General features: G+C 70.2%; 15 protein-coding genes. 5 read left to right on the forward strand and 10 right to left on the reverse strand.

What is annotated here, in order from left to right:
• Positions 1-13: 13 nt before the first annotated feature.
• From ACZ55U_RS15560 to ACZ55U_RS15590, 7 genes are all read right to left on the reverse strand, one after another.
• A complete protein-coding gene (locus ACZ55U_RS15560; protein WP_465526491.1) occupies positions 14-1,438 on the reverse strand; it encodes a condensation domain-containing protein in 1,425 nt (474 codons plus the stop codon).
• Complete coding sequence (locus ACZ55U_RS15565; RefSeq protein ID WP_465526492.1) at positions 1,435-2,274, reverse strand: thioesterase II family protein; 840 nt, start codon at positions 2,272-2,274, stop codon at positions 1,435-1,437. Before ACZ55U_RS15565 ends, ACZ55U_RS15560 begins: the two co-directional genes overlap by 4 nt.
• 112 nt (positions 2,275-2,386) lie before the next feature.
• Complete coding sequence (locus ACZ55U_RS15570) at positions 2,387-3,964, reverse strand: amino acid adenylation domain-containing protein (protein ID WP_465526493.1); 1,578 nt, start codon at positions 3,962-3,964, stop codon at positions 2,387-2,389.
• Positions 3,961-8,541 (reverse strand): amino acid adenylation domain-containing protein, encoded by a 4,581-nt coding sequence (locus ACZ55U_RS15575; RefSeq protein WP_465526495.1) that lies wholly within the window; start codon positions 8,539-8,541, stop codon positions 3,961-3,963. Before ACZ55U_RS15575 ends, ACZ55U_RS15570 begins: the two co-directional genes overlap by 4 nt.
• Positions 8,542-8,761: 220 nt before the next feature.
• Positions 8,762-9,490, reverse strand: coding sequence for a DUF4097 family beta strand repeat-containing protein (locus tag ACZ55U_RS15580; RefSeq protein ID WP_465526497.1), 729 nt, complete (start codon positions 9,488-9,490; stop codon positions 8,762-8,764).
• Between the two features lie 31 nt (positions 9,491-9,521).
• Positions 9,522-10,166 carry a response regulator transcription factor gene (locus ACZ55U_RS15585; RefSeq protein ID WP_465526499.1) on the reverse strand — a complete coding sequence of 215 codons (645 nt, stop codon included), beginning with the start codon at positions 10,164-10,166 and terminating at the stop codon, positions 9,522-9,524.
• Positions 10,154-11,407, reverse strand: coding sequence for a sensor histidine kinase (locus ACZ55U_RS15590; protein ID WP_465526501.1), 1,254 nt, complete (start codon positions 11,405-11,407; stop codon positions 10,154-10,156). Before ACZ55U_RS15590 ends, ACZ55U_RS15585 begins: the two co-directional genes overlap by 13 nt.
• 274 nt (positions 11,408-11,681) lie before the next feature.
• Between ACZ55U_RS15590 and ACZ55U_RS15595 the strand changes: the two genes are divergently transcribed.
• A complete protein-coding gene (locus tag ACZ55U_RS15595) occupies positions 11,682-12,002 on the forward strand; it encodes a hypothetical protein (protein WP_465526503.1) in 321 nt (106 codons plus the stop codon).
• Here ACZ55U_RS15595 and ACZ55U_RS15600 read toward each other — a convergent pair.
• Positions 11,967-13,886 carry an AfsR/SARP family transcriptional regulator gene (locus ACZ55U_RS15600; RefSeq protein ID WP_465526505.1) on the reverse strand — a complete coding sequence of 640 codons (1,920 nt, stop codon included), beginning with the start codon at positions 13,884-13,886 and terminating at the stop codon, positions 11,967-11,969. The genes ACZ55U_RS15595 and ACZ55U_RS15600 overlap by 36 nt on opposite strands.
• 501 nt (positions 13,887-14,387) lie before the next feature.
• Here ACZ55U_RS15600 and ACZ55U_RS15605 point away from each other — a divergent pair.
• From ACZ55U_RS15605 to ACZ55U_RS15620, 4 genes are read left to right on the forward strand one after another with little or no spacing between them, the layout of a single operon-like run.
• Positions 14,388-14,846, forward strand: coding sequence for a hypothetical protein (locus ACZ55U_RS15605; RefSeq protein ID WP_465526525.1), 459 nt, complete (start codon positions 14,388-14,390; stop codon positions 14,844-14,846).
• A 10-nt stretch (positions 14,847-14,856) separates the two neighbouring features.
• On the forward strand, positions 14,857-15,375 hold the full coding sequence (locus ACZ55U_RS15610; RefSeq protein ID WP_465526507.1) for a hypothetical protein: 519 nt from the start codon (positions 14,857-14,859) through the stop codon (positions 15,373-15,375).
• Positions 15,376-15,398: 23 nt separating this feature from the next.
• The gene (locus tag ACZ55U_RS15615) at positions 15,399-16,529 is read left to right on the forward strand and encodes an MAB_1171c family putative transporter (protein ID WP_465526527.1); all 1,131 of its coding nucleotides are present in this window, start codon (positions 15,399-15,401) and stop codon (positions 16,527-16,529) included.
• Complete coding sequence (locus ACZ55U_RS15620) at positions 16,498-17,688, forward strand: amidohydrolase family protein (protein WP_465526509.1); 1,191 nt, start codon at positions 16,498-16,500, stop codon at positions 17,686-17,688. The genes ACZ55U_RS15615 and ACZ55U_RS15620 overlap by 32 nt, the downstream gene beginning before the upstream one ends.
• Before the next feature lie 20 nt (positions 17,689-17,708).
• Here the strand turns inward: ACZ55U_RS15620 and ACZ55U_RS15625 are convergent, their stop codons facing one another.
• Both ACZ55U_RS15625 and ACZ55U_RS15630 read right to left on the reverse strand, forming a co-directional pair.
• Complete coding sequence (locus ACZ55U_RS15625) at positions 17,709-18,986, reverse strand: MFS transporter (protein ID WP_465526510.1); 1,278 nt, start codon at positions 18,984-18,986, stop codon at positions 17,709-17,711.
• On the reverse strand, positions 18,983-21,640 hold a 2,658-nt coding region (locus ACZ55U_RS15630), incomplete at its 5' end, for a serine hydrolase domain-containing protein (RefSeq protein WP_465526511.1). The genes ACZ55U_RS15625 and ACZ55U_RS15630, both read right to left, overlap by 4 nt.

Below are 21,640 nucleotides of genomic sequence, written 5' to 3' on the forward strand. Positions count from 1 at the left end.
TGCGTCAGTGTGCTCAGGCGTGAACGGGGGCCGCGTCGTTGCGGGGGACGGCGACGTCGGGCCCCGGCGACTGCGGGGTGGTGGCGTCCCAGAACCGGGCCGCGGCCACGATGGAGTCTGGGTTCCGCGAAGCGATGTCGATCGCCCGCAGGAAGTGCCGGGAGAGCCGCTGCACGCTCTCGCGCTCGTAGAGGTGAGTGTCGTAGCGGAAATCGAAGGCCAGCGTCTCTGCTCCCAGAAGAACGTCGACCGCTAGGTCGAGCTGGCCCTCCTGCTGGGGCAGGTGGTAAGGGCGCAGGACCAACCCGGCGTGGTGCGTCGGACGCTCCGGGCGGGTGGTGTCCAGGGCGGGCTGAAGTGCTGCGTCGAAATGGGTGGTGGCCAGCATGTTGAACGTGATCTGGTACAGGGGGGAGCGTCCGGCGGTGCGCTGGGTGCCGGCGGCGCGGGCGATCAGGGAGAAGGGGTAGCGCGCCGCCTCCATCCCGTGCTTGAGCTGCTCGTCGGCGGCCAGCACGTAGTCGCGGAACGTCGAGCGCGGGTGGGGCCGCGACCGTACCACCACCGTGTTCATGAAGTTGCCCACCACGTCGCGCATCCGGCTGGTCAGCCGGGTGGTCGTCGGTACGCCGAGGAGGAAGTCGCGCTGTCGGGTGTGGCGGTGGAGCACGGCCTGAAAGACGCCGAGCAGCGCGGAGTACGGGGTGGCGCCGGTCGCGGCTGCCAATCCGGTGACCGCGTCGGTGAGTTCGTGACCCGCGGTGAGTCGGATGGTCTCGCCCGTGAAGGACTGCACGGGCGGCCGGGGCCGGTCGGTGGGCAGGGCTGCCGGGACCGAGCCGCGATGGACGCCCTGCCAGTACCGGGCCATGCCGGCGCCGCGGGACGATGCGAGCAGCCGGCGTTCCTTGTCGACGTGGTCACCGTAGCCGGCGGACAGCGGCCGCGGGGCGGTGTCGGAAGCGCCGGTGATCCGTCCGTACTCCTCAAGGAGGTCGCGCAGCAGCAGCGTGTTCGACACGGCATCGGTGGCGATGTGGTGGCCGGCGATGAGCAGGACCGCGTCCTCGGGGCCGTTGGTCAGCAGCGCGATGCGGAACGGGACGTCGGTGCGAAGCACGAACGGGGCTGTGAGCTCGGCGCGAACGGCCGCGTGGAGTCGTTCCGCCGTGACACCGGGGTGTTCGCGCAGAGTCAGCCGGAGTGGGCTCGTGGGCGACTCCAGGCGTACCGGCAGGCCTTCGGCCAGGGCGTACCGCGAGCGGAGCATCCCGTGCCGGGGGCCGAGGGCCACGACGGCCTGCCGCAGTGCCCCGACGTCGACGGTCGAGGTGACGCGGACGGCGACGCCCGCGTTGTACGCGCCGCTGGCCGGGGACAGTTCCTGGAGGAACCACTGGGCTTCCTGGGCGTGGGAGAGCGGGTGGACGGTGTTCACCGGGCGCCCCCCGTCCGCGGGCCGACCGTGGGCTGCGCCGTTGCGACCGGGTGCCGCCGCGCGCCTGCCGCCCGGACCACCCGGGCCAGCCGCAGGTCGTCCCGGAGGTGACCGACCACGTGGAGGAGCAGGTCGGTCTCGCGGGCCTCCAGGTAGAAGTGCCCGCCGGGGAAGGCGCGATACTCGAACCCCGCGGTGGTCAGCTCCGACCACGCGGTGACGGCGTCGGGCCGGCAGTCCTGGTCCCGGTCGCCGGCGTAGGCGACGATCGGGCTGCGGACCTTCGCCGTCCCGGGGGAGTACGTCTCGATGAGCCGGAAGTCCGACCGCAGCATGGGCAGTGCCAGCTCCAGGAGTTCGGGATGGTCCATGGCATCCGCGCTCGACAGGCCGAGCCGCTTGATCTCGGCGACCAGCGTTGCGGTGTCCTCGCGGTGCAGGTTCGAGGCTGGTGCGCGGTGCGGCGCCGGATGCCCGGAGAGGAACAGCCGGACGGGCCGGACGTCGTACCGGGCGTCGAGCCGCAGGGCCACTTCGTGGGCCACAACGGCGCCCATGCTGTGCCCGAAGAGCGCCAACGGGGTTCCTGTGTAAGGGCGGAGGGCCTCCGCCGCCTGGTCGGCCAGTTCCGCCATGCTCTCGGCGAACGGCTCGTCGAAGCGTCCCTGCCGGCCCGGGTAGCAGGCTGTCACGAGTTCCATCCCGGCAGGGAGGTGGCGTGCCCAGCCGTTGAAGAAGCTCGGGACCCCGCCCGCGTGTGCGAAGCACACGAGACGCAGGTCGGGGTCGGTGGTCCTGCCGTGCTTCTGGTACCAGGTGCCGCCCGTGTGGGTCACCGTTCTCCTCCAGGACAGCCGGGAATGGGCGTGGTCAGTTCACCTCTCCACCGTCCAGGAGCGTCCTATATGCGGACTATATGGATCGGTGGAGAGGGAAGTTCGGATACGGCTACCGCGGTGGCGGTGCCGCGGTGGGCCGGCCCGCCCGCCCGGGGTCCGGCAGCGCGCGGTGGTCGACCTTGCCGCTGGTGTTCAGCGGGACGCGGCCGATCGCCACGAACGCCCGGGGGACCATGTACTCGGGCAGCGTCGCGGCCAGGTGTGCGCGCAGCGCGGCGACATCGGGCCGGCGGCCCGCCACGGGGACCAGGTAGGCCGTGATCCGTTTGTCCCCGGGGTTCGGTTCCCGGACGGTGACGACCGCTTCACGCACGTCCGGGTGATCGGCCAACCGTGCCTGGATCTCACCGAGTTCGATCCGGTACCCGCTGATCTTCACCTGGTCGTCGATCCGGCTGACGAAGCCGAGGCCACCGTCGGGGGTGCGTCGGACCAGGTCACCGGTGCGGTACATCCGGGCGCCGGGGGCCCCGTTCGGGTCGGGGACGAACCGCTCCGCGGTGAGACCGGAGCGGTTGGCGTAGCCGCGGGCCAGGCCGACGCCGCCCAGGTGGAGTTCGCCGGTTCCGCCGAAGGGCACCGGCCGGCCGGCCGGATCCAGGACGTACGCCCGAGTCGAGGCGAGAGGGTCCCCCAGGAGGACGTCGGACGCCCCGCCCGGAACCGGCCAGAAGGTCGACCACACCGTTGTCTCGGTCGGGCCGTAGACGTTCGTCAGACGGTGGGTGCGGCGGACCAGTTCCTCGGCCAGCGCGGTCGGGAGGGCTTCGCCTCCGACCAGGGCGCGCACCGCCGGCCGGTCGAAACCGGAGGCCAGCAGGAGCCGCCAGCCCGACGGCGTGGCCTGGACGTCGGTGACGCCGTGCGTGTCGACCAGCGTGATCAGTGCCGTCGGATCCTTCGCCTCCCAGTCGGAGGCCAGGACGACCCGGCCACCGGTCACCAGCGGCACGTACATCTCGACTGCGGAGATGTCGAAGGACATCGAGGTGGCGGCGAGCCAGGTGCCGCCGAGGCCCACCCCCGCGTCGTCCACCAGAGAGCAGACCAGGTTGGCCAAAGCCCGGTGGCGGACCATCACCCCCTTCGGAGTACCGGTCGACCCTGAGGTGTACATCAGGTAGGCGAGCTGCTCAGGGTCCGTCGACCGCGGCGGCGTGGTGGGCGGTTGGGCCGAGAGGGCCTCCTGGTCCTCGTCGAGGGCGAGGATGGCGCCGCGGTAGCCCGCAGGGATCACGGCGCCGGAGCGGGACGAGCAGATCAGGACGGTCGCACCGCTGTCCGCGAGCATGTACTCCCGGCGTCCGGCAGGCAGCGCCGGGTCGAGCGGGAGGTAGGCGGCGCCGGCCTTCCAGACGCCCAGCAGGGCCGGCAGGAGGTGACCGCCGCGTGGCAGGCACACGGCGACCGGAACGTCGGGGGCCGCTCCCAGGGCCCGCAGCCGGTGGGCGATCCTGTTGGCGTTCAGGTCGAGCCGGTGGTAGGTGCTCGCGGTGCCGCCGGTGATCACCGCGACCGCCTCCGGCACGGCGGCCGCCTGCGCCTCGACCAGGTCGATCACCTGCCGCCCGGTCGATGCCGCAGGGGCCGGCCACGGGCGGGCCACCAGGGATTCGTGGATGCTCATGCCGGACGCTCCGTCGTGGCCGTGTCGTGGTCGAGCAGCTCTCCGTCGGACATCCGGTCGATCTCGGCCCTGATCTGGTCCTCGACCGCCTGCGCCAGCGAACGGATGGTGGGGTGCTCGAACACGGTTCGCAGGGTGAGGTCGATGCCGAACACGTCCTGAAGGCGCGAGGTCATCCGGATTGCGAGAATCGAGTGCCCGCCGAGCTCGAAGAAGCGATCCTCCACACTGACCCGCTCCAAGCCGAGGATCTCGGACCAGACCTCCGCGATCCGCTCCTCGGCCGGCGACCGTGGGATCTCGTGATGACCGACCGAGCGGTCCACTGCGGGCAGCGCGCGGCGGTCGAGCTTCCCGTTCGGTGTCAGGGGCAGGGCGTCGATGACCGCGAAGGCCGAGGGGACCATGTAGTCGGGCAGCACGGCGGCGAGCCGGTTCCGGACCGCCGCGACGTCGAGCTCCGCACCGGCGACCGGGACGAGGTAGGCAACCAGCGACCTTTCGCCCGGCAGGTCCTCCCGGACGACCACGGTCGCGCTCCGCACGCCGTCCTCGGCGGCCAGCGCGGCCTCGACCTCGCCCGGCTCGATGCGGTAGCCGCGGATCTTGACCTGGTTGTCCGTCCGGCCGAGGAAGGCGATGCTGCCGTCGGCTAGGCGCCGCACCAGGTCGCCCGTCCGGTACAGGCGCGATCCCGGCTCGCCGTACGGGTCCGGGACGAACCGTTCCGCCGTCAGGCCGGGCCGGGCCAGGTACCCCCGGGCCACGCCGTGGCCGCCGACGTAGAGCTCGCCGATCACCCCGGTGGGCACCGGCCCGGCCGTGTCGTCCAGCACGTGGGCCGTCATGTTCGGCAGCGGCAGTCCCAGCGGGACCGTCGCGTCCCGCACCTCGTAGACGGGGTGGATCGTGGTGCCGATCGAGGCCTCGGTCGGGCCGTACTCGTTGATCAGGCGCCCGGGGCCCAGCACGTCCAGCCACGTCCGGGCGGTCCGCGCCGACAGCGCCTCCCCGGCGACCAGCACCAGGTCGGCCAGTCCGGCCATCTGCTGCTCGGTCAGCTGCTCGGCCAGCAGGTCCAGGTGGCCCGGAGTGAGCTTGACGAAGCTGTACGGGCCCGACGCGGCGAGCGCCCGTCCCAGGCCGCTCAGGTCGGTGCGGTCCGACAGCAGGTGGACGGGGCGGCCGGTGATCAGCGGGGCGTAGAGGTTGGTGGCCGGGAGGTCGAAGGCGATGGAGGAGAACAGCGGCGCCCCGCCCTCGCCGGTGACCAGGTCCCGGGCGGCCCAGCGCAGGTGGTTGGCCAGTCCGTGGTGCGTCACCATGACGCCCTTGGGCCGTCCGGTAGATCCCGAGGTGTAGATGAGGTACGCCAGGTGCTCGGGATCCACCGACCGCGGCGGGGCGGTGACCGGCTCCCCGGCGATCCGCTCAGCCTCCCGGTCGAGCAGGACCCGGGTGCCGGTGAAGGCCTCCGTCAGACCGGTCAGTGCCGAGGTGGTCACCAGGACCGCGGCCCCGCTGTCGGCCAGGACGTGGCCGATCCGGTCGGCCGGGTTGGCGGGGTCGACCGGCACGTAGGCGGCTCCCGCCTTCCACACGGCGAGCAGGGACCGCACCAGATCCGGCCCGCGCTCCAGGCACACGGCGACGAGGGTGTCCGGGCCGGCCCCCAGCGCGCGCAGCCGGTGCGCGAGCCGGTTGGCCGCGCCGTCCAGCTCCCGGTAGGTGACGCGTCGGTCGTCCGCGACCAGGGCGACCGCCTCCGGAGTCCGCGCGGCCTGGGCCTCGATCAGATCGATCACCGAGCCGGACTCCCACGCCGCGCCAGTGGCGTTCCAGCGGTCGGCGGTCTCCGTCAGCTCCTGCGCCGGGACGACGTCCATCGCGGACAACCGCGTCCCGGGCGCGGCCACGGCCGAAGCGAGCAGCTGGACGAAGTGCTGGGCGAACCGTTCGACGGTGGCGCGCTCGAACAACGACGTCGCGTACTCGACGACGCCTGTCAGGGATCCGTCGTCCTCCTTGCGCAGGTACAGTGTCAGATCGGTCTTCGCGACCTGGCGCGAGCTGAGGAGCAACTCGTGATCGGCCTCCTCGCCGGGCATGCCGCCGGAGACCTGCGCGTCGTTGAAGTTGAAGGCGACCTGGTACAGCGGCGTCCGGGACAGGTCGCGCTCCGGGCGCAGCTCCTCGACCAGGTGCTCGAACGACACGTCCTGCCGGGCGAAGGCCGCCAGGCTGGTCGTCCGGACCTGTTCCAGCGCGTCCGAGAAGGCCGTGTCCGGATCCAGACGGCAGCGCAGCACCAGCGAGTTGATGAAGAACCCGACGACCGGCTCGGTCTCCGGCAGGTTGCGGCCCGCGACCGGGACGCCCACACTGACGTCCCACTGGCCGCTGTACCTGGCGAGCAGGGTGGAGAACGCCGTCAGCAGGGTCACGAACGGACTGGCCTCGTGGTGCTGGCCGAGCGCGACGACCTCGCGCGCCAGCGGGGCCGGGATCCGGACGGGTACCAGGGCGCCGCGCGGATCACGCTCGGCCGGCCGCGGCCGGTCGGCCGGCAGCTCCACCGGCTCGGACCCGCGCAACTCATCGCGCCAGAAGTCGAGTTCGTCCGCCAAGCTCTCCTTGTCACGGAACCGCCGCTGCCACACCGCGTAGTCCGCGTACTGGATACCCGGCTGGGCCGGCTCGGGTTCCCGGCCCTCGTGGTAGGCCGCACAGAGCTCACGGAACTCGCGCTCCAGCACGGTGGCGGACCAGCCGTCGCAGGCGATGTGGTGCACGGTGACGAACAGCAGCTGTTCCGCGCCGGCCTCCGTCGCGAGCAGGGCCCGCCACACCCGGCCGGAGGCCAGGTCGAAGCCGGTCTCGAACTGCTCCTGGACCAGCGGGCCGAGGCTCCCCGGCGGGCCGTCGACGACCCGCAGCTCGACCGGCGCCGGCGCCTCGACGATCTGCATCGGCTCGCCGTCACGGCTGATGTACCGGGTACGCAGCGACTCGTGCCGGGCGGCGAGCGTGTCCAGCGTCCGGCGGACGGTGTCCGGCGCGATGTCCCGGGGCAGCCGCAGGAAGAGCGGGACGATCCACTCGGTGCTGTCGGGGTCCATGGTGGAGAGGAACCACACCCGGCGCTGCCCGAACGACAGCGGCAGCGCGCCGTCCCGGGCCACGGTGTCGATCACCGGCGCGGCCGTCCCGGCGGCCCGGACCAGCTCGGCCTGCTGCTCCACGGTCACGGCCGTGTAGAGGTCGGCGAGCAGCAGCGACTTCCCGGTGGTCAGCCGCAGCTGCTCGACCAGCTTGGTCAGCAGCAGCGAGTAGCCGCCGAGTTGGAAGAAGTCGTCCAGCGCACCGATCCCGTCGGTTTCCAGGACCTCCGACCACGCCACGGCGACGGCGTGCTCCTCGGGCGTCCGCGGCGCCAGGTACGGCGGGCGCTCGGAGTCCAGTAGCAGCACCGGCTCCGCCCCGAACTCCTGGTCCGCGTCGAGCCGGCCGAAGTGGTCCAGCGATCCGTCGGCGCGCTCGCGGACGAGCACTCCGGTCGGCCGGGTCCGGCCAGGCGCCGTCCCCGGGCTGCCCAGGTGCAGCTCGCCCGGCACCCCCGGCGGCACCGGCTCGCCGAAGTCGTCCAGGACGACCACCCGCGCAGGGTCCACCGGCCGGCCCAGGGACGGCGAACCGGCCTCCGCACCGGGTGCGAGGGTGTGGACGGTGACGGCCAGCCCGTGCTCGCCCTGGCCGTAGGCGCTCGTCAGACCGGCGGCGGTCCGTTCGGCCAGGCGCCTGCGGAGGGCGGGGTCCACGCCGGGATCCAGCCCGGGCTCGCAGCACAGCAGCAGCCGCAGCGACGGCGACCAGTCGGGAAGGTCCGCCAGGTCCTCCAGCAGCCCCTGGGAGACCGACAGGACGTCGGCCCGGTGTTCCGCGACGGTGCGCAGCAGCAGGGCTCCGTCGGCCGGGGAGCCGGCCGGTGCGAAGACCGCCGTCGCGCCGCTCAGCAGGGTTGCCAGCAGGGCCCCGTAGCAGCTGGCCTCGTCGACCCGCTCGCCGTACACCACCTGGTCGGAGGCCGACAGTCGGAGCTGCTCCGGGAGGCGCGACGCGTAGTCGGCGAGCATCCCGTAGTCGACCACCAACCCCGCGTCGCCGGAGCCGTAGCTGATCAGCGCGGCGCCGTCGGGGTTCGGCTCCTCCACGTCGTCGTCCGGGGCGGACGCGACGTCGTCCCACGCGTCGGCGTCCAGTACCACCTCGATGTCGGCGTCGTCGACGATCCACTTGAACCGGTCGGTCGGCAGCTCGCACGGCAGCAGGACCAGCGTGGCCCCCGTCCGCCAGACCCCCAGCAGCGATGCCGCCAGCAGCGCCCCCGACGTCGGCCGGACACCGACGGAGTGGCCGGGGCCGATCCCACGGGCCCGGAGGAAATGCGCCACCCGGCGGGCATCGGTCTCCAGCTCCGCGTAGCCGATGCGGAGACCGTCCTCGACCACGGCGACCGCGGCCGGGGACCGACTCGTGTGCTGCGCGACGGTTCGATGCGGAAGCGAATGCCGGGTCACTACAGCTCCTGTGATCAACAACGAGTGGATGGCGGAAGAGGGAACCGGGGAGAGTAGCCGTTCGGCTGACGTCCGACCGTGTTCCACCGCAGCGAGGCGAGTCTGTGCGGAGGCTCTATAGCCGCCCTATACGGCACCGGGCCGGGACGCGAAGAAGGGCGGCGGACCGGGAACGATGCTTCCCGGCCCGCCGCCCTCCTCGGCTCGTCGCGAGCGGCGCTCAGCGGACCCGGATCCCTCCGCTGCCGGTCTCCACCACGAGGCTGTGCGAGGCGTTCCGGTCGGTTGGCAGGCGGACCTCCGGCGCGGACGACGCGCTGCGCGCCTCGATGTAGTAGTCGGCGTCGTGCGGGACCTGGAGGTCCACGGCGCCGGATCGGGTACGGAAGTCCACCTTGGCTGGGGCAGCCGCGAACGCGGCGTCCACCGCGCCGTTGGAGGTGGCCACGTTCACGTCGGAGGACGTGCTGTCGCTGATTGTCACCGCTCCGTCCTTGCTCTGCACCCGAAGCTGCCCGGACGACTTCTTCACCTCGACGGCTCCGTGCGTCGTCCGCAGGTCCAGTGCTCCGGAGATGCCCGCCGCCACGATGGCGGCGTCCCCGGTGTCCACCTGGGACGCCAGGCCGGCCGGGATCACGATCTTGAGTTGGACGGAGCAGTCGTCGGGGCAGCCGCTCGTGACCGTGAGGTTGTCTCCGGAGGCCGCCACGGAGACTTCCGGTGCGCTGCCCGAGTAGTCTCCGCTGGCGGTGATCTGGACCTGCTGGGTGTCACCTTGGCTCAGGGTCACGCCGATGCCGGCGGTCTTCACGGTCAGCAGCGTCGTGCCGCTCGCGTCCTGCTGCCACGACCGGTCGAAGGGGTGCTGCCCGGGAAGCATCTGGACGACGGCCCAGGCGGCCAGCGCCGCGATGACGACGAGTGCGGCGATTCCGCCGAGGACCACCCGGCGGCGGTCTTTCGATGACGTACTGATGTCAGGCTCCCAGAAAGCGTAGGACGGCGAGGACGCGGCGATGGTCGCCCGCCTCTGGCTGAAGACCGAACTTCGTGAAGATGCTGCGGATGTACTTCTCGACCGCCGCCGTGCCGATCACCAGATCGCTCGCGATGCCCGCGTTCGAACGGCCTCCGGCCATGGCGTTCAGCACATCGCGCTCACGGGGCGTCAGGTCCGCCAGCGGATCCTTCTGTCGGCTGCGCGCCAGCAGCTGCTTGACGACCTCGGGATCGAGCACCGTCTCGCCCGCGTTGACCCGCTCCAACGCGTCCACGAACTCGTCGGCGTCGGACACCCGGTCCTTGAGCAGGTAACCGACGCCGTTCCCGTTGTTGTTGACCAGGTCGAAGGCGTACCGCTCCTCCACGTACTGGGACAGCACGAGCATCCGCACCTCCGGCCAGCGGGCGCGCACCGCGAGCGCGGCTCGAAGTCCCTCGTCGATGAAGGTCGGCGGCATGCGGACATCCACCACACAGATGTCCGGCCGATACTCGTCGACCGCACGCAGCAGCGCCTCACCGTCGCCCACGGCGGCGACCACGTCGACACCCTGCTCGGAGAGCAGGAGAACGATCCCTTCGCGCAACAGCGCGGAGTCCTCGGCAATCACGACTCGCATGGCAGCTCCACTTCGATCACGGTCGGTCCACCTTCCGGACTGTTGATGGCGAACCGGCCGTCCACTCCGGACACCCGGCCTTCCAAGCCGGCGAGACCGCTCCCGTTCGCCAGGACGGCCCCGCCGCGTCCATCGTCTCCGATCGTGACCATGAGCCGGTCGCCGTTTCGCCGGATCTCCACCCACGCCCGACTCGCCTGGGCGTGCTTGGCCACGTTCGTGAGCGCCTCCGTCACCGTGAAGTAGGCGACGGCCTCCATCCGCGCCGAAGGCCTGGGGTCGGCCTGCACCTCCAGGTCCACCGGTACCGGCGCCAGGGCCGCGACTGCGGACAGCGCCGCCCCCAGGCCCCGGTCGGTGAGGACCGGCGGGTGCAGGCCGCGTGCCAGATTGCGCAGTTCGGTGATCGCGTGCAGGGCTTCCCGCCGGGCGTCCTCGACCAGCTTCCCGGTCGCCTCGTCCCCGGACTTCTTGAGCCGGGAGTTGGCCCGCGCCAGAGTGATCGACATGGCCACTAGCCGCTGCTGCGCCCCGTCGTGGAGATCGCGCTCGATGCGCCGCCGCTCTGCCTCGGCGGAGTCGACGACTCGCGACCGACTCTCGGTCAGGTCCTTGACTCGCTGCTCCAGTACCAGGCCGTGCGGACGGGACAGGAGGGCGCGGCCGAGCGCGATGTCGAGGGAGACGAGGGCTTTGACCACCAAGGGGGCGACGAACACCCCGAGGAGCAGGGCTACCACTGCGACCAGTAGGGCCGCAGGGAGACCGTCGACGGTCAACGGTCCGACACCGGCCTGTCCACCGGGCAGCAGCGGATAGTAGAGCGGAAGCAGTGCCAGGGTCGCCGGTACGGCCCAGACCACCGCCACAGCGGTGGTGGTGACGCAGGCGACCGGGATCAGCAGCACGAAGTAGCCGATCAGCTGCCAGGTGCCGCGGTCGCGGGCGAGTTCCGCCAGCACCCCCAACGAGCGCCAGGACCAGGCCGGCCGTGCCGGTCCGGCGATCTCCAACTCGCAGGTGGCGGCGAACCGCCGGCGTTCGAGGGCCGCCAGCCGGTGGACGGCCGCTCCCGAAGCGAGAACGAGGGGCACACCCACCAGCCCGAGGGGCACCGCGCACAGGGCAAGCGCCAGAACGGTGAGCAGTGCCAGCCCCGCCAGTGCCACGAAGCCGTCCAGAGCCAGGTGTGCGGTCGCCCGCCAGAGGCCCGCCGAGCGCCAGGCCCGTAAGGGATTCACGGGCAGAGCGGCACCCGGCGGCTCCACCCGGTCACCGCCTCCGACCGCGGTGCGTCCGGTGCTGTTCTCAGTCAATGCATCGACCTGCTCTCGTGCCGTGAGAGCGCGGTGAACGGCTCACCTGCCCCACTCTGCTCCGTCGACAGGACGCTAGTTGAACGGCGCTCCGGTGTGCAGAGAGGGCAGCCGACGGTTCCGGGGTAGGGATAACCAGCCATGCGGTCGGTGGGTTCACGTGGTCGCCGCGGAACGGACCGCGTGGAACGCTGGACGCATGACAGAGAGGCACCGGACTGCGGACGGCAGGCGCAACCAGCCCGACAGGGCCGACGATCTGGAGCAGTTCCTCGCGCACTACGGGGACACCATCGACGACCGCGTCGGCGAGATCGTCGACGAAGTCGTCCACGAGCAGCTGAACAGGCAGCGGTACTCCCCTCTCCTGCCGGTGCTGACCACCGTCCTGGCGGCGACTGTCGTGTCGCTGGCTCTCATCTGGGTGAATCCCTGGCCGGCCGCGGTGGTGTGGGCGGCCGCCACGGTCATCTGCGTCACGGCGTCACGCACGGCTCGGATGTCCCAACGGCGATGGTGAGATGACCGCGACCTTCGCGAGGCTTCGGTCCGCCCAGTCCCGGAATGGCTGCGGCGGAAGGTGCGTCCGGTCCGCCGGCCGGGGACGGCTGTCCGGATCGGACGCCAGCAATCGCACCAGGTCGTGGAGGCGGTAGTGCAGTCGCTCGTCGCCGTCCACGCCGGTCACCTCGACGAGGGCCTTGTCGACCAGGACTTCCAGGAAGAGCTCGGCGAGTTCCGCCGGCATCGCCAGGGCGACGGAGATGTCCAAGGAGGAGAAGGTCCCGCGGGTCACCCGGGCCAGTCGGCGAAGGAAGACCTGTCCTTCCGGTGCCAGGCGCCGAACGGACACGAGAAGGCTCCGTCGGACGTCGAGGTCCCCGAGGCTCAGTTCGGACAGTCGGACACCGGGGTTCCCCAGCCGTTGTGTCAGACGAGCCGCGGACGGGTGGGAGCGGGCCGCCCATCGCGCGCCGGCGATGCGCAGTGCGAGTGGAAGCCCGGCACAGTGCGCCACGATCTCCTGGGCCTCGTCGAACGACCGGGACATCCGTTCGTCACCCGCTACCGCGGACAGTAGCGCGAGGGCGTCGGTGTCCGGCATCGGACGGAGGACCAGGGTATTGGTCTCGGAGACGGCGGCCACCCGGGTGCGCCCGGTGATCAGGACGGTGGGCCTCGCGGTGCTCGGCAGGAGCGGCTCCAGCTGAAGGTCGCCGACGGCGTCGTCCAGGATGAGGACGATGCGCTTGTCGTACGTTGCGATCCGGTACAGTCTCACCAGCTCGTCCAGATTGTCCGGGTGATCGCCGGGATTCTCGCCCAGTGCGCGCAGGAGTGTGGACAGCAGGTCCCTGGGATCTCTCGGCTCCCCGTCGGGATGGCAGAGGTTGACATAGAACTGGCCGTCAGGGAAGTATTTGCGCACCTCGTGCGTGACGCGCAGTGCCAGGGCGGTCTTACCCACCCCGCCCATGCCGGTGATGAGGAAACGGCGTGACCCGTCGTGAGGACCGGCCTGTGGATCTGGCGACAGGAGTTCGCAGAGCCGTTTGAACTCCTCCTCTCGGCCGACGAAGTCCACCAGGTCGGGGGGCAGCGTGATCGGTTTGATGTCCTGCTCGGCCGAGTGGGTGGAGGGTGCGGACTCCTCAGGAGCGTGCATGCCGAGAGGTAACTCTCCGTCCAGGATCGCCTGGTAGGTGTCGACCAGCGTCCCGGAAGGGTCGATACCGAGCTCCTCGGACAGCACCTGACGGCCCGCGTGGAAGACGTGCAGTGCGTCGGCCTGTCGGCCGCAGCGGTACAACGCCGTCATCAGGAGGGCCCGCAGGTGCTCCCGGACGGGGAACTCGGCTACGAGGCCGGTGAGTTCCGCGATGAGCTCCTGGTGAAGCCCCAGTTTCAGATCGGCCTCGATGCGCTGATCGAGGAGAGTGGCCCAGGTCTCCTCCAGAGGTGGTACGTAGGCCTGTGCCAGTTGTGGTGTGACGTTGGCCAGAGGGTCGCCGCTCCATAAGCCGAGCGCCCTGCGCAGCATCTGGGCGGCCAGGGCGGCGTGGCCGTCCTGCAGGGCAGCCTTGCCGAGCCGACCGAGGCGTTCGAAGTCGGCGATGTCGATGCGGGATCCCGGGGCCTCCAGCACGTAGCCGGGCTGGCGCCGGACGAACTCGACATCGGGGCCCAGGCGCTTCCTGAGCCTGGAGATGTAGGTGTAGATCTGTGCGCTGACGGTCCTGGGCGGCTCCCAGCCCCACAGCAGCTCGGTGAGCCTCTCGTCGGAGACCACCTTCCCACGAGCCAGCAGGAGGGCCGCGAGCAGAGTGTTCTCCTTGGTTCCCGAGATCTCGATCAACTCCGTGCCGCGCCTGGCTTCCACTGGACCTAGCAGTCGAAAATCCATGTCGCCCCCCATGGTCGCCCCCATGCGAATGTGTGTGACCTCAGGTGAAGTGCGGCCGTCCGCGGCCGATGCCGGGGGCTCCCACTCCGCCGGTCCGCCGGCCTGGTCGGGGCCGGGCGGATCGGTTGCAACGAACAGTGGGCCGGCGGGCGCGTGGCGCGGGCCTCGCCGACCGGAACGTCCGGCGGTGCCGAACGATCGGGTGCTCGGCGCTCGCCGGCGGACCCGTCGGCAGACGACGGGGATCCGAGCGGGCCCCGTTCAGCGTCAGTCGGGTCTCGTCCCGGTGTGCACGCGGGAGCGTTGCGAACGGCCCATGACCCGTGCTCGACTCTGCGTGATCACCTCGCCGCCGGTAGGACTCCTGTTCGCGAGGTGTCCAATATATTGGCAGCCTGTTGATTGTTCGGTCAAGTACGCTTAGATGGTGCCTAGTTGACTGCGTATCGGGGGGTGACGTCACGGACAGTAGGGGATGGATCCGGCCGGAAGGGCGTGATCATGGTGGCCGAGTCGGGCAGTGGGCGGTCATTGGCCGAGCGGTTGAATGCGCTATTCGCGATGGTGCGGTGGACCGACAAGCACGGTCGGCGGCGGGAGTACTCGACCGCCGAAGTGGCCGAGGCGGTGACCGCGAATCCGTCGCATGCCGCAACCCTGTCGCGGAGCTATCTTGCAATGCTTCGCAACGGTTCCCACGCGAATCCGACGTTGATCGTGTTGGAGGGATTGGCGAAGTTCTTCGACGACCATCGCGAGCCCGGGACGCCACCGATCACCATTCGGTCGCTGGTCGTGGGGGAGGACCCCGAGGACGAGCTGCTGAGACAGCAACTGGCCAGTCGTCAGGTACGGATGATCGCCATGCGGGCAGGCGTGATGACGCCCGCGATGCGCGAGGAGCTTCTCAAGATGATGGAGATGTTCGACCCGGCCGATCCGGCCGGCCCTGATGAGTGAGGAATGTTTCGTGGCCGTACGTGAACGCAGGCTCCGTCGTTCCTGTCGCGAGTTGTTGAGGGGGCTCGACATTCAGCCGCCGCTGAGGGTCGAAGAATTGTGTCGGAAGCTGGGTGAATTCCGAGGAAAGCCCATCAGATTGATTCCCTGGGAACTTCCGATACCGGGTCCGTTCGGAATCTGGATGTCCAGGCCGGGCGAGGACGTCATCTTCTATCAACAGGAAACAACCCGACTGCACCAGGATCACATCATTCTGCATGAGATCGGGCACATTCTTGCCGAGCACGCCGACGACACTGCGGGCGACGATACTGTGGATCTCGGTCCCGATTTCCCCGGAGATCTTCTCAATCGCGGCTTCCGGCGCACCTGTTACACCGATGACTACGAGCGCGAGGCCGAACTCGTCGCGACGATCATCCAGGAATGGGCCGTCGTCATCGACTCCGCCGCCGACCGGACACCGGAGGGCTTTGTGCTCGGCCCTCTGCAGTCCGCGCTGAACCCCCGTTGGGGGTGGACGTAATCTTCCAGGAACCAGTGACCTGGATGTTGGTCATCGGGTCGGTGTGGAAGACCATCGACCTGGTGCGCGCACCGCATGACAAGGTCCTGCGCATGCTGGTGTGCTGCCTTTTGCTCCTGGCGGCCGGAGAGCTGCTCAGCTTCCCGGAGTTCAGCGGGCTGATCGACTGCTGGACGGTCCCCGGTGTCAACAAGATCCTGTTCAACGGGCTCTACATGGCGGGACTGGCTGCGCTCATTCTCTTCTTCGTCTCGGCGGAGTCCGGCGAACAGTCCCGGTACCGGCGAAGAGCCCGGTTCGACCTCGCCCTGCTCGGCGGAGTCCTGCTCGTCATCGTCGTGCTCGTCGCGGCGACACCGGAGTCCATGCGTGGTCACACTCTGAGCACCCCGTACATGGCGAGGCCGTCCATCTCGTTGTTCTATCTGGTCGGCAACTCCTACTTCATCTACGCCTACCTGGCCTCGGGGTTGTGGACGCTGCGGTTCGCGCGCATGGCGGAGCTGCACCTCACGGTGGGCCTGCGGATCGTTGCGTTGGGCCTGCTGGGAATGACGGCTTCCGCTGTGGGACGGATGGTCCTGGTCTGCCTGCGGATCGGACAGCCCGGATCGCATCAGTTCTTGAATCAGCTGAACTGGTCGCTGACCGACTGGTCCATGGGGATCACGCTCGTCGGCATCAGTTACTCCGCCTGCGCCCAACTGCTGGCCCACCTACGGTCGGTGGTGCGTCACCGGCGCATGTATCGCGAACTCACCCCTCTCTGGACGGTTCTCTCCGGTGCGTACCCGGAGCTCGTCCTCCGTCAGGAGGCCGGCGCACGGTGGAGCCGGTGGTGGGTCCGCCGGACCCACGAGCGGTTCTACCGCCGGCTCATCGAATGCCGCGACGGACTGGTTCGGCTGAGTCCCTATCTGGTCCAGGTCGCGCCGACGGCCGACCTCGCTCGCATCCCGGCGGATCAGCTCGCACGGCTCATCGTCGAGGCCGTGGCGTTGAAGCCGGTCTACGAGAATGGTGAGACCTCCTATTCCGCCGCGCGCATCGCCTTCCCTGCGGCAGACGGCTTACGGGCCGATGCCGGCGAGCTCATTGCCGTTTCCCAAGCCTATGCGAGAGATGATCGTGAAAAAGCTGCTGATTACCGCTGACCGAGTTGTCACCGGACCCGCCGGCCAAATGGTCGAGGGCGGTGCGGTGTTCGTCGATTCGGGTGTCATCCGTGCCGTCGGCACCGCGGACGATCTGGAGTCATCGGTGGGTGTGGAAGTGGAACGCCTGCGGTGTCCAGGGGCCACCGTTCTTCCCGGCCTTATTGACTGTCATGTGCACCTCGCATTCGACGCTGGGCCGGATCCCGTTCGCGCGGTCACCGAAACCGCACCGGACGAGTTGCTCGCCGCCATGACCGAACGAGCCGGGAAGCTGTTGGTAGCGGGTGTGACCACGGTGCGCGACCTCGGCGACCGCGACGCGCTGACCGTTGCACTGCGTGACGCGATCGCCGCCGGGAAGACGACCGGTCCGACCGTCGTGGCCGCGACCACCCCCCTGACCGTCCGGGGCGGCCACTGCTGGTTCCTGGGCGGAGAGGTCGGAACCGAGGACGAGATCCGGGCGCGGATCGCCGACAACGTCGCGGCCGGGGCCGATCTGATCAAGGTGATGGCCTCCGGCGGCGCGCTGACACCAGGTGGGCCGCGCATGTGGGAGTCGCAGTTCACCCCGGGACAACTGCGCCTCATGGTCGAGGAGGCCGCCCGCCACGGCCTTGGGGTGGCCGCACATGCGCACGGTACGGATGCCATCGCCGACTGCGTGGAAGCCGGTGTCCGGACCATCGAACACTGCTCCTGGCGCACCGCCGAAGGGCTCGTGTACGACCCGGAGACCACGCGTCGGATGGTCGATGGCGACGTGGCTGTCTGCCGCTGCGTCTCGGGGGACTGGCGGTTGTTCCTGGAGCAGATGGGGCCGGAGCGGGCGGAGGCCATGATCGCGGCGATCCGAGCCATGCGAACGGCCGGTGTCAGGTTCATCGGCGGTACGGATGCCGGCGTGCCCGGGGCTCTGTTCGGTGACTACGCGGGCATGCTGGAGTTCTTCGCCTCCCTCGGCTTCGACAACGCCGAAGTCCTCGACATGGCGACGACGAACGCCGCCCACGCGTTGGGGCTGGCCGACACCGGCCGGATCGCTCCCGGTATGCGCGCGGACCTCATTGCCGTCGACGGCGACCCGCTGACCGACCTGTCCTCCCTCCGTAGGGTGCGGCACGTGTTCGCCGCAGGTCGGCCTGCCCCGAGGTGAGGTGGCCGACCGAATGACGGTCACTCATGTTGCGGCCCGGGGGCCGGACCGCGGTCCGGTTCCTCGGGCCATCCCCGGGAGACGCCGGCCGTGACGGTGAGGACCGCGACGAAGGCGCCGGTGGCGACGCCGGTGGCGGTGGCGCCGAGCCGGTCGAGTAGGAAACCGCCCAGGAGCGCGCCCAGCGATCCGATGCCCGACATGAGGAAGCTGCTGGCCCCGCTCACCCGGCCCTGGAGTTCGTCCGGGGTGATGCGCATCTGGTACACCGTCCCGACCACGTTCAGGACGCCGACCACGTAGGAGATGGCGGCCAGGACAGCGGCGAGTGCCAGAGGGCCGTCGGAGACGATCGCCGGTGGAGTGAGCACTGCCCACAGCGCGAACCCGGCCACCACCGTACGGCGGAAGGACATGCGCCGGGCCACCCAGGCCGCGCTCAGCGCGCCCAGCACCCCGCCGAAGGCGCCGATGCCGAGCACGACGCCGACGAGCGCCGGTGAGCCTCCGTTCTGGTGGATGGTCACCATCACGGCCAGCAGGAGCACCCGGAACACCAGGTTGCTTCCGGCGAACACGCCGGTCAGGATCCGAAGGAAGCTGCGCTGCCACAACCAGCGCAGGCCTTGGGCGACGCCGACGTGAAGCGGCGGATGGGGGCCGTCCGGCTCTGTCTGCAGCCTCCTCCGCAACAGGACCAGGAGCAGTACGGCCACGGCGTTCGCGCCGGCATTGGCCGCGAACGGGAGCCAACGGGCCAGCGAGAACAGCATGCTGGCGCCGGGTTGGCCGAGCAGTCCGATCGCAGCTCCGCGCGCCTCACTGCGGGCCATCGCCGTAGGCAGCTGGGCGGTCGGCACCACGTAGCGGACCGCTGCTCGCTCGGTCAGCTGGTGGACCAGCGCCAGCGAGGCCTGGACGAAGGCCGCGACCATCAGAAATGGTAGCCAGAACCATGCGAAGGCCTCCGCCACCGCGACGCCGCCGACCGTGACGAGGCCGACGGCATCGCACCCGATCATCAGTCTTCGGCGGTCCCAACGGTCGACCAGCATGCCGGCCGGCAACTGAACCAGGAAGGCCGGAAGTGCGGCTGCGAATGTCACCAGCCCCGTTGCGGTGGCCGATCCGGTGTGCCAGAGGACCAGGAGCGGATAGGCCACCATGGTGACGGAGGTGCCGAGCCGGGAGATCCCGGCGCTCACCCACAGGCGGACGAAGTCCCGGTTCCGACCGAGCGGTTGCAGGGACAGGCCGGCCGTGGCCGAATGATCGGCCACGGCCGAGGAGTCCGTCATCGGCGCAGGTCCGGGTTCGCGGCGGCGCGCTCCCGCTGCACGGCGTCGTCGATCGCCTGCTGCCATACGCCGGCCATGCGAGTGCGCCCGGACAGCACGGCGGAGATCAGGTGCCGAACCAGCTCCCGTCCGGTCACCGCGTTGCTGAGCATCACCAGGCCGAGGCCGGAGTGCACGCGCATCCAGGTCATCGCCTGGTAGCCGGCCGCCTGGCCGCCGTGGCCGAACTCCAGGTCCTCGCTCGTGGTGTCGAGGATCGTGCTCCATCCGTATGCGCGGTCGGACTGAGGGCGGAGCATCTCCTGGACGAGGGCCCGGTCGACCAGTCCGCCCTCTGCCCCCAGGTAGCAGCGGCGTACCTCGGTGGCGAGGTTTGCCAGGTCGGCCGCGGTTGTCCAGAGGCCGCCGGCGGCCGCCTCCGGGTTGACGTAGTAGCCGTCCGGCGCCGGACGGCCGGCGGCGTCGTGGCCGCGGGCGTAGCGGCGTCCGGCCTCGTCGGGCAGCAGCGCCGCGTACCCGCTGTCGGCCATGGCCAAGGGCTCGAACACCAGACGGCGTGCGAGGTCCGGATAGGACTCACCGGTGATGTCGGTCATGGCCTGCTGGAGCACCGAGAAGTTGAGTGAGTTCAGCTGGAAGGCCCTGCCCGGGAGCTCGGCCACCGCCAGGGCGGGTGTCCGCGCCGGGGCGCGGCCGTTCAGGACGTCGAGTACGGTCGGTACCGGATCCTGCGGACGGTAGCCCTCGTACAAGGCCGGACTCTGGGCGAACCCCGCCAGGTTCGCCAGCAGCAGACGAGCCGTTACCGGGTGGTCGGGGGAGCTGGGTACCTGCCAGGACGAGAGGTACTCGTTGATGTCCGCGTCGAGGTCGAGCAGTCCCTGGGACACCAGGCGGAGGGCCGTGAAGGTCGTGACGTGCTTGCTGATGGAACCGGCCGCGAACAGGGTGTCCGGGGTGACCGGCTCGGAAGACCCGGCTTCGAGGACACCGAAGCTGTCCACCGCCACGGTCCGCCCGTCCTGGATCAGTGCCAGGCTCGCACCCGGGATGCCGTTCCGGGCCATCACGTCCACGATCCCCCCGGAGATCGAGCGCAACGGGTCGGCCGTCGGCGTGCTGGGCGAACCGCCGGGCTTACCTGATCCGGTGGAGGGATTGCCGGGGTCCTGCCGCAGGAGTGAGACCAACTCCTCCAGCTGGTCGGCGACCAGGCGCTCGACCGTCTGACGGTCGTGCACGGCGCTGTCGTGGGTCCACCGGAGGTAGAGCCGGCCGCCGCGCACGTCCGCCTCGACGTCCAGCAGATGCGGCATGGGATCGCCGGGAACCGGTGCGATCCGCTCCGGGACGAATACCAGGCTCTCTTCGTCCGAGCTCAGCTGGGTGGGCGGGACGAAGGCGAACCCGACCTCGGCCTCGGGCAGTTCGGCCAGCTCTGCCGCCAGGGCGGCGTCGGGCGCCAGGTACCGGAGCAGCTCGAAGCCGTGCGCCGGGGCCGGGAGCGTGCGCAGCTGCCTGGAGACCGACCGGTAGGAGTCGGCGGCGTCGCCGGTCTTCGGCACGCGGAGCGACACGGGGAAGGTGTAGCTCAGCAGACCCACCGTACGGGCCAGGGCGTCCTCCCGAGCGCGGTTGTGGCGTGGATCGGCGGTCACGTCTATGTTGACGCGCTCCGATCCGGTCCAACGGGCCAGGGTTCGTGCCAATGTGCCCAAGACCAGGCGCTCCGGGTGGGGATCGGCGAGCAGCTTGTCGGTCAGCTCGGGCGGGAGAGTGGCGGTGACCGTCTCGAAGGCCCCGTGCGAGTGCTGGTTCCTCCGCTGGTCGGTGGGAAGGGCCGGGGCTTCGGGCCGGTTCAGCCAGAGGCCGGCCTGGTCAAGGATCTCCTCCGAGTGCGCCAGCTCCGTGAGCGCACGAGCCCACGAGCGCAACGGCGTCGCCACGGGCGGGAGGTTGACCTCCGGCCGTCCTTCACCGTACTGGCGGTAGGCGGAGTTCAGATCGCTGAGAACGACGGACCAGGACGACCGGTCCGCAGCGAGGTCGTGGAGCGTGATCCAGAGCTCACCCGGAGACATGGGATCGAACCGGACCAGCCGTGCCTGGACCAGGACGCCGCGATCCGCGTCGACCGAGGCGTTCACCTCCGACAGCGCCTGGGCGATGGCGGGTCCACGGTCGTCAGCCGCCACCGTACTCAGGTCGAGGACCTGGACGATCGCCTCGTCCCCGAGTTCGGTCAACCGGGCAAGCGGGTCCTCACCGGTGACCCGGTACTGGAGGCGCAGCGCCTCGTGGTGCCGGACGACTGCACGCAGGGCTCGTTCCAGGAGCTCGGTGTCCGCAGCCCGCGTGAGCGGAAGCCGTACGGTCCGGCCACCGGCCGCGCCCTTTTCCAGCTGTCGACGATGTCCAGTGAGCAGCGGCACGTCGTCCTGGGCCGGGAGCGGGTCCGCAGCTGATTCCACCATGCGCGCGAGCTCGGCCAGGCTCTTTGCCTGGAGCACCATCCAGACCGACAGTGGCAGTCCGGCCGTCTTCGCAGCGGACAGTACACGGATGGCGCGGATGGAGTCGCCGCCGAGGTCGAAGAAGCTGTCCTCGATGCTGATCTGCTGGAGGTTGAGGATGTCGGACCAGATGGCGGCGAG

It is taken from the genome of Kitasatospora sp. NPDC034533 (assembly GCF_055575155.1).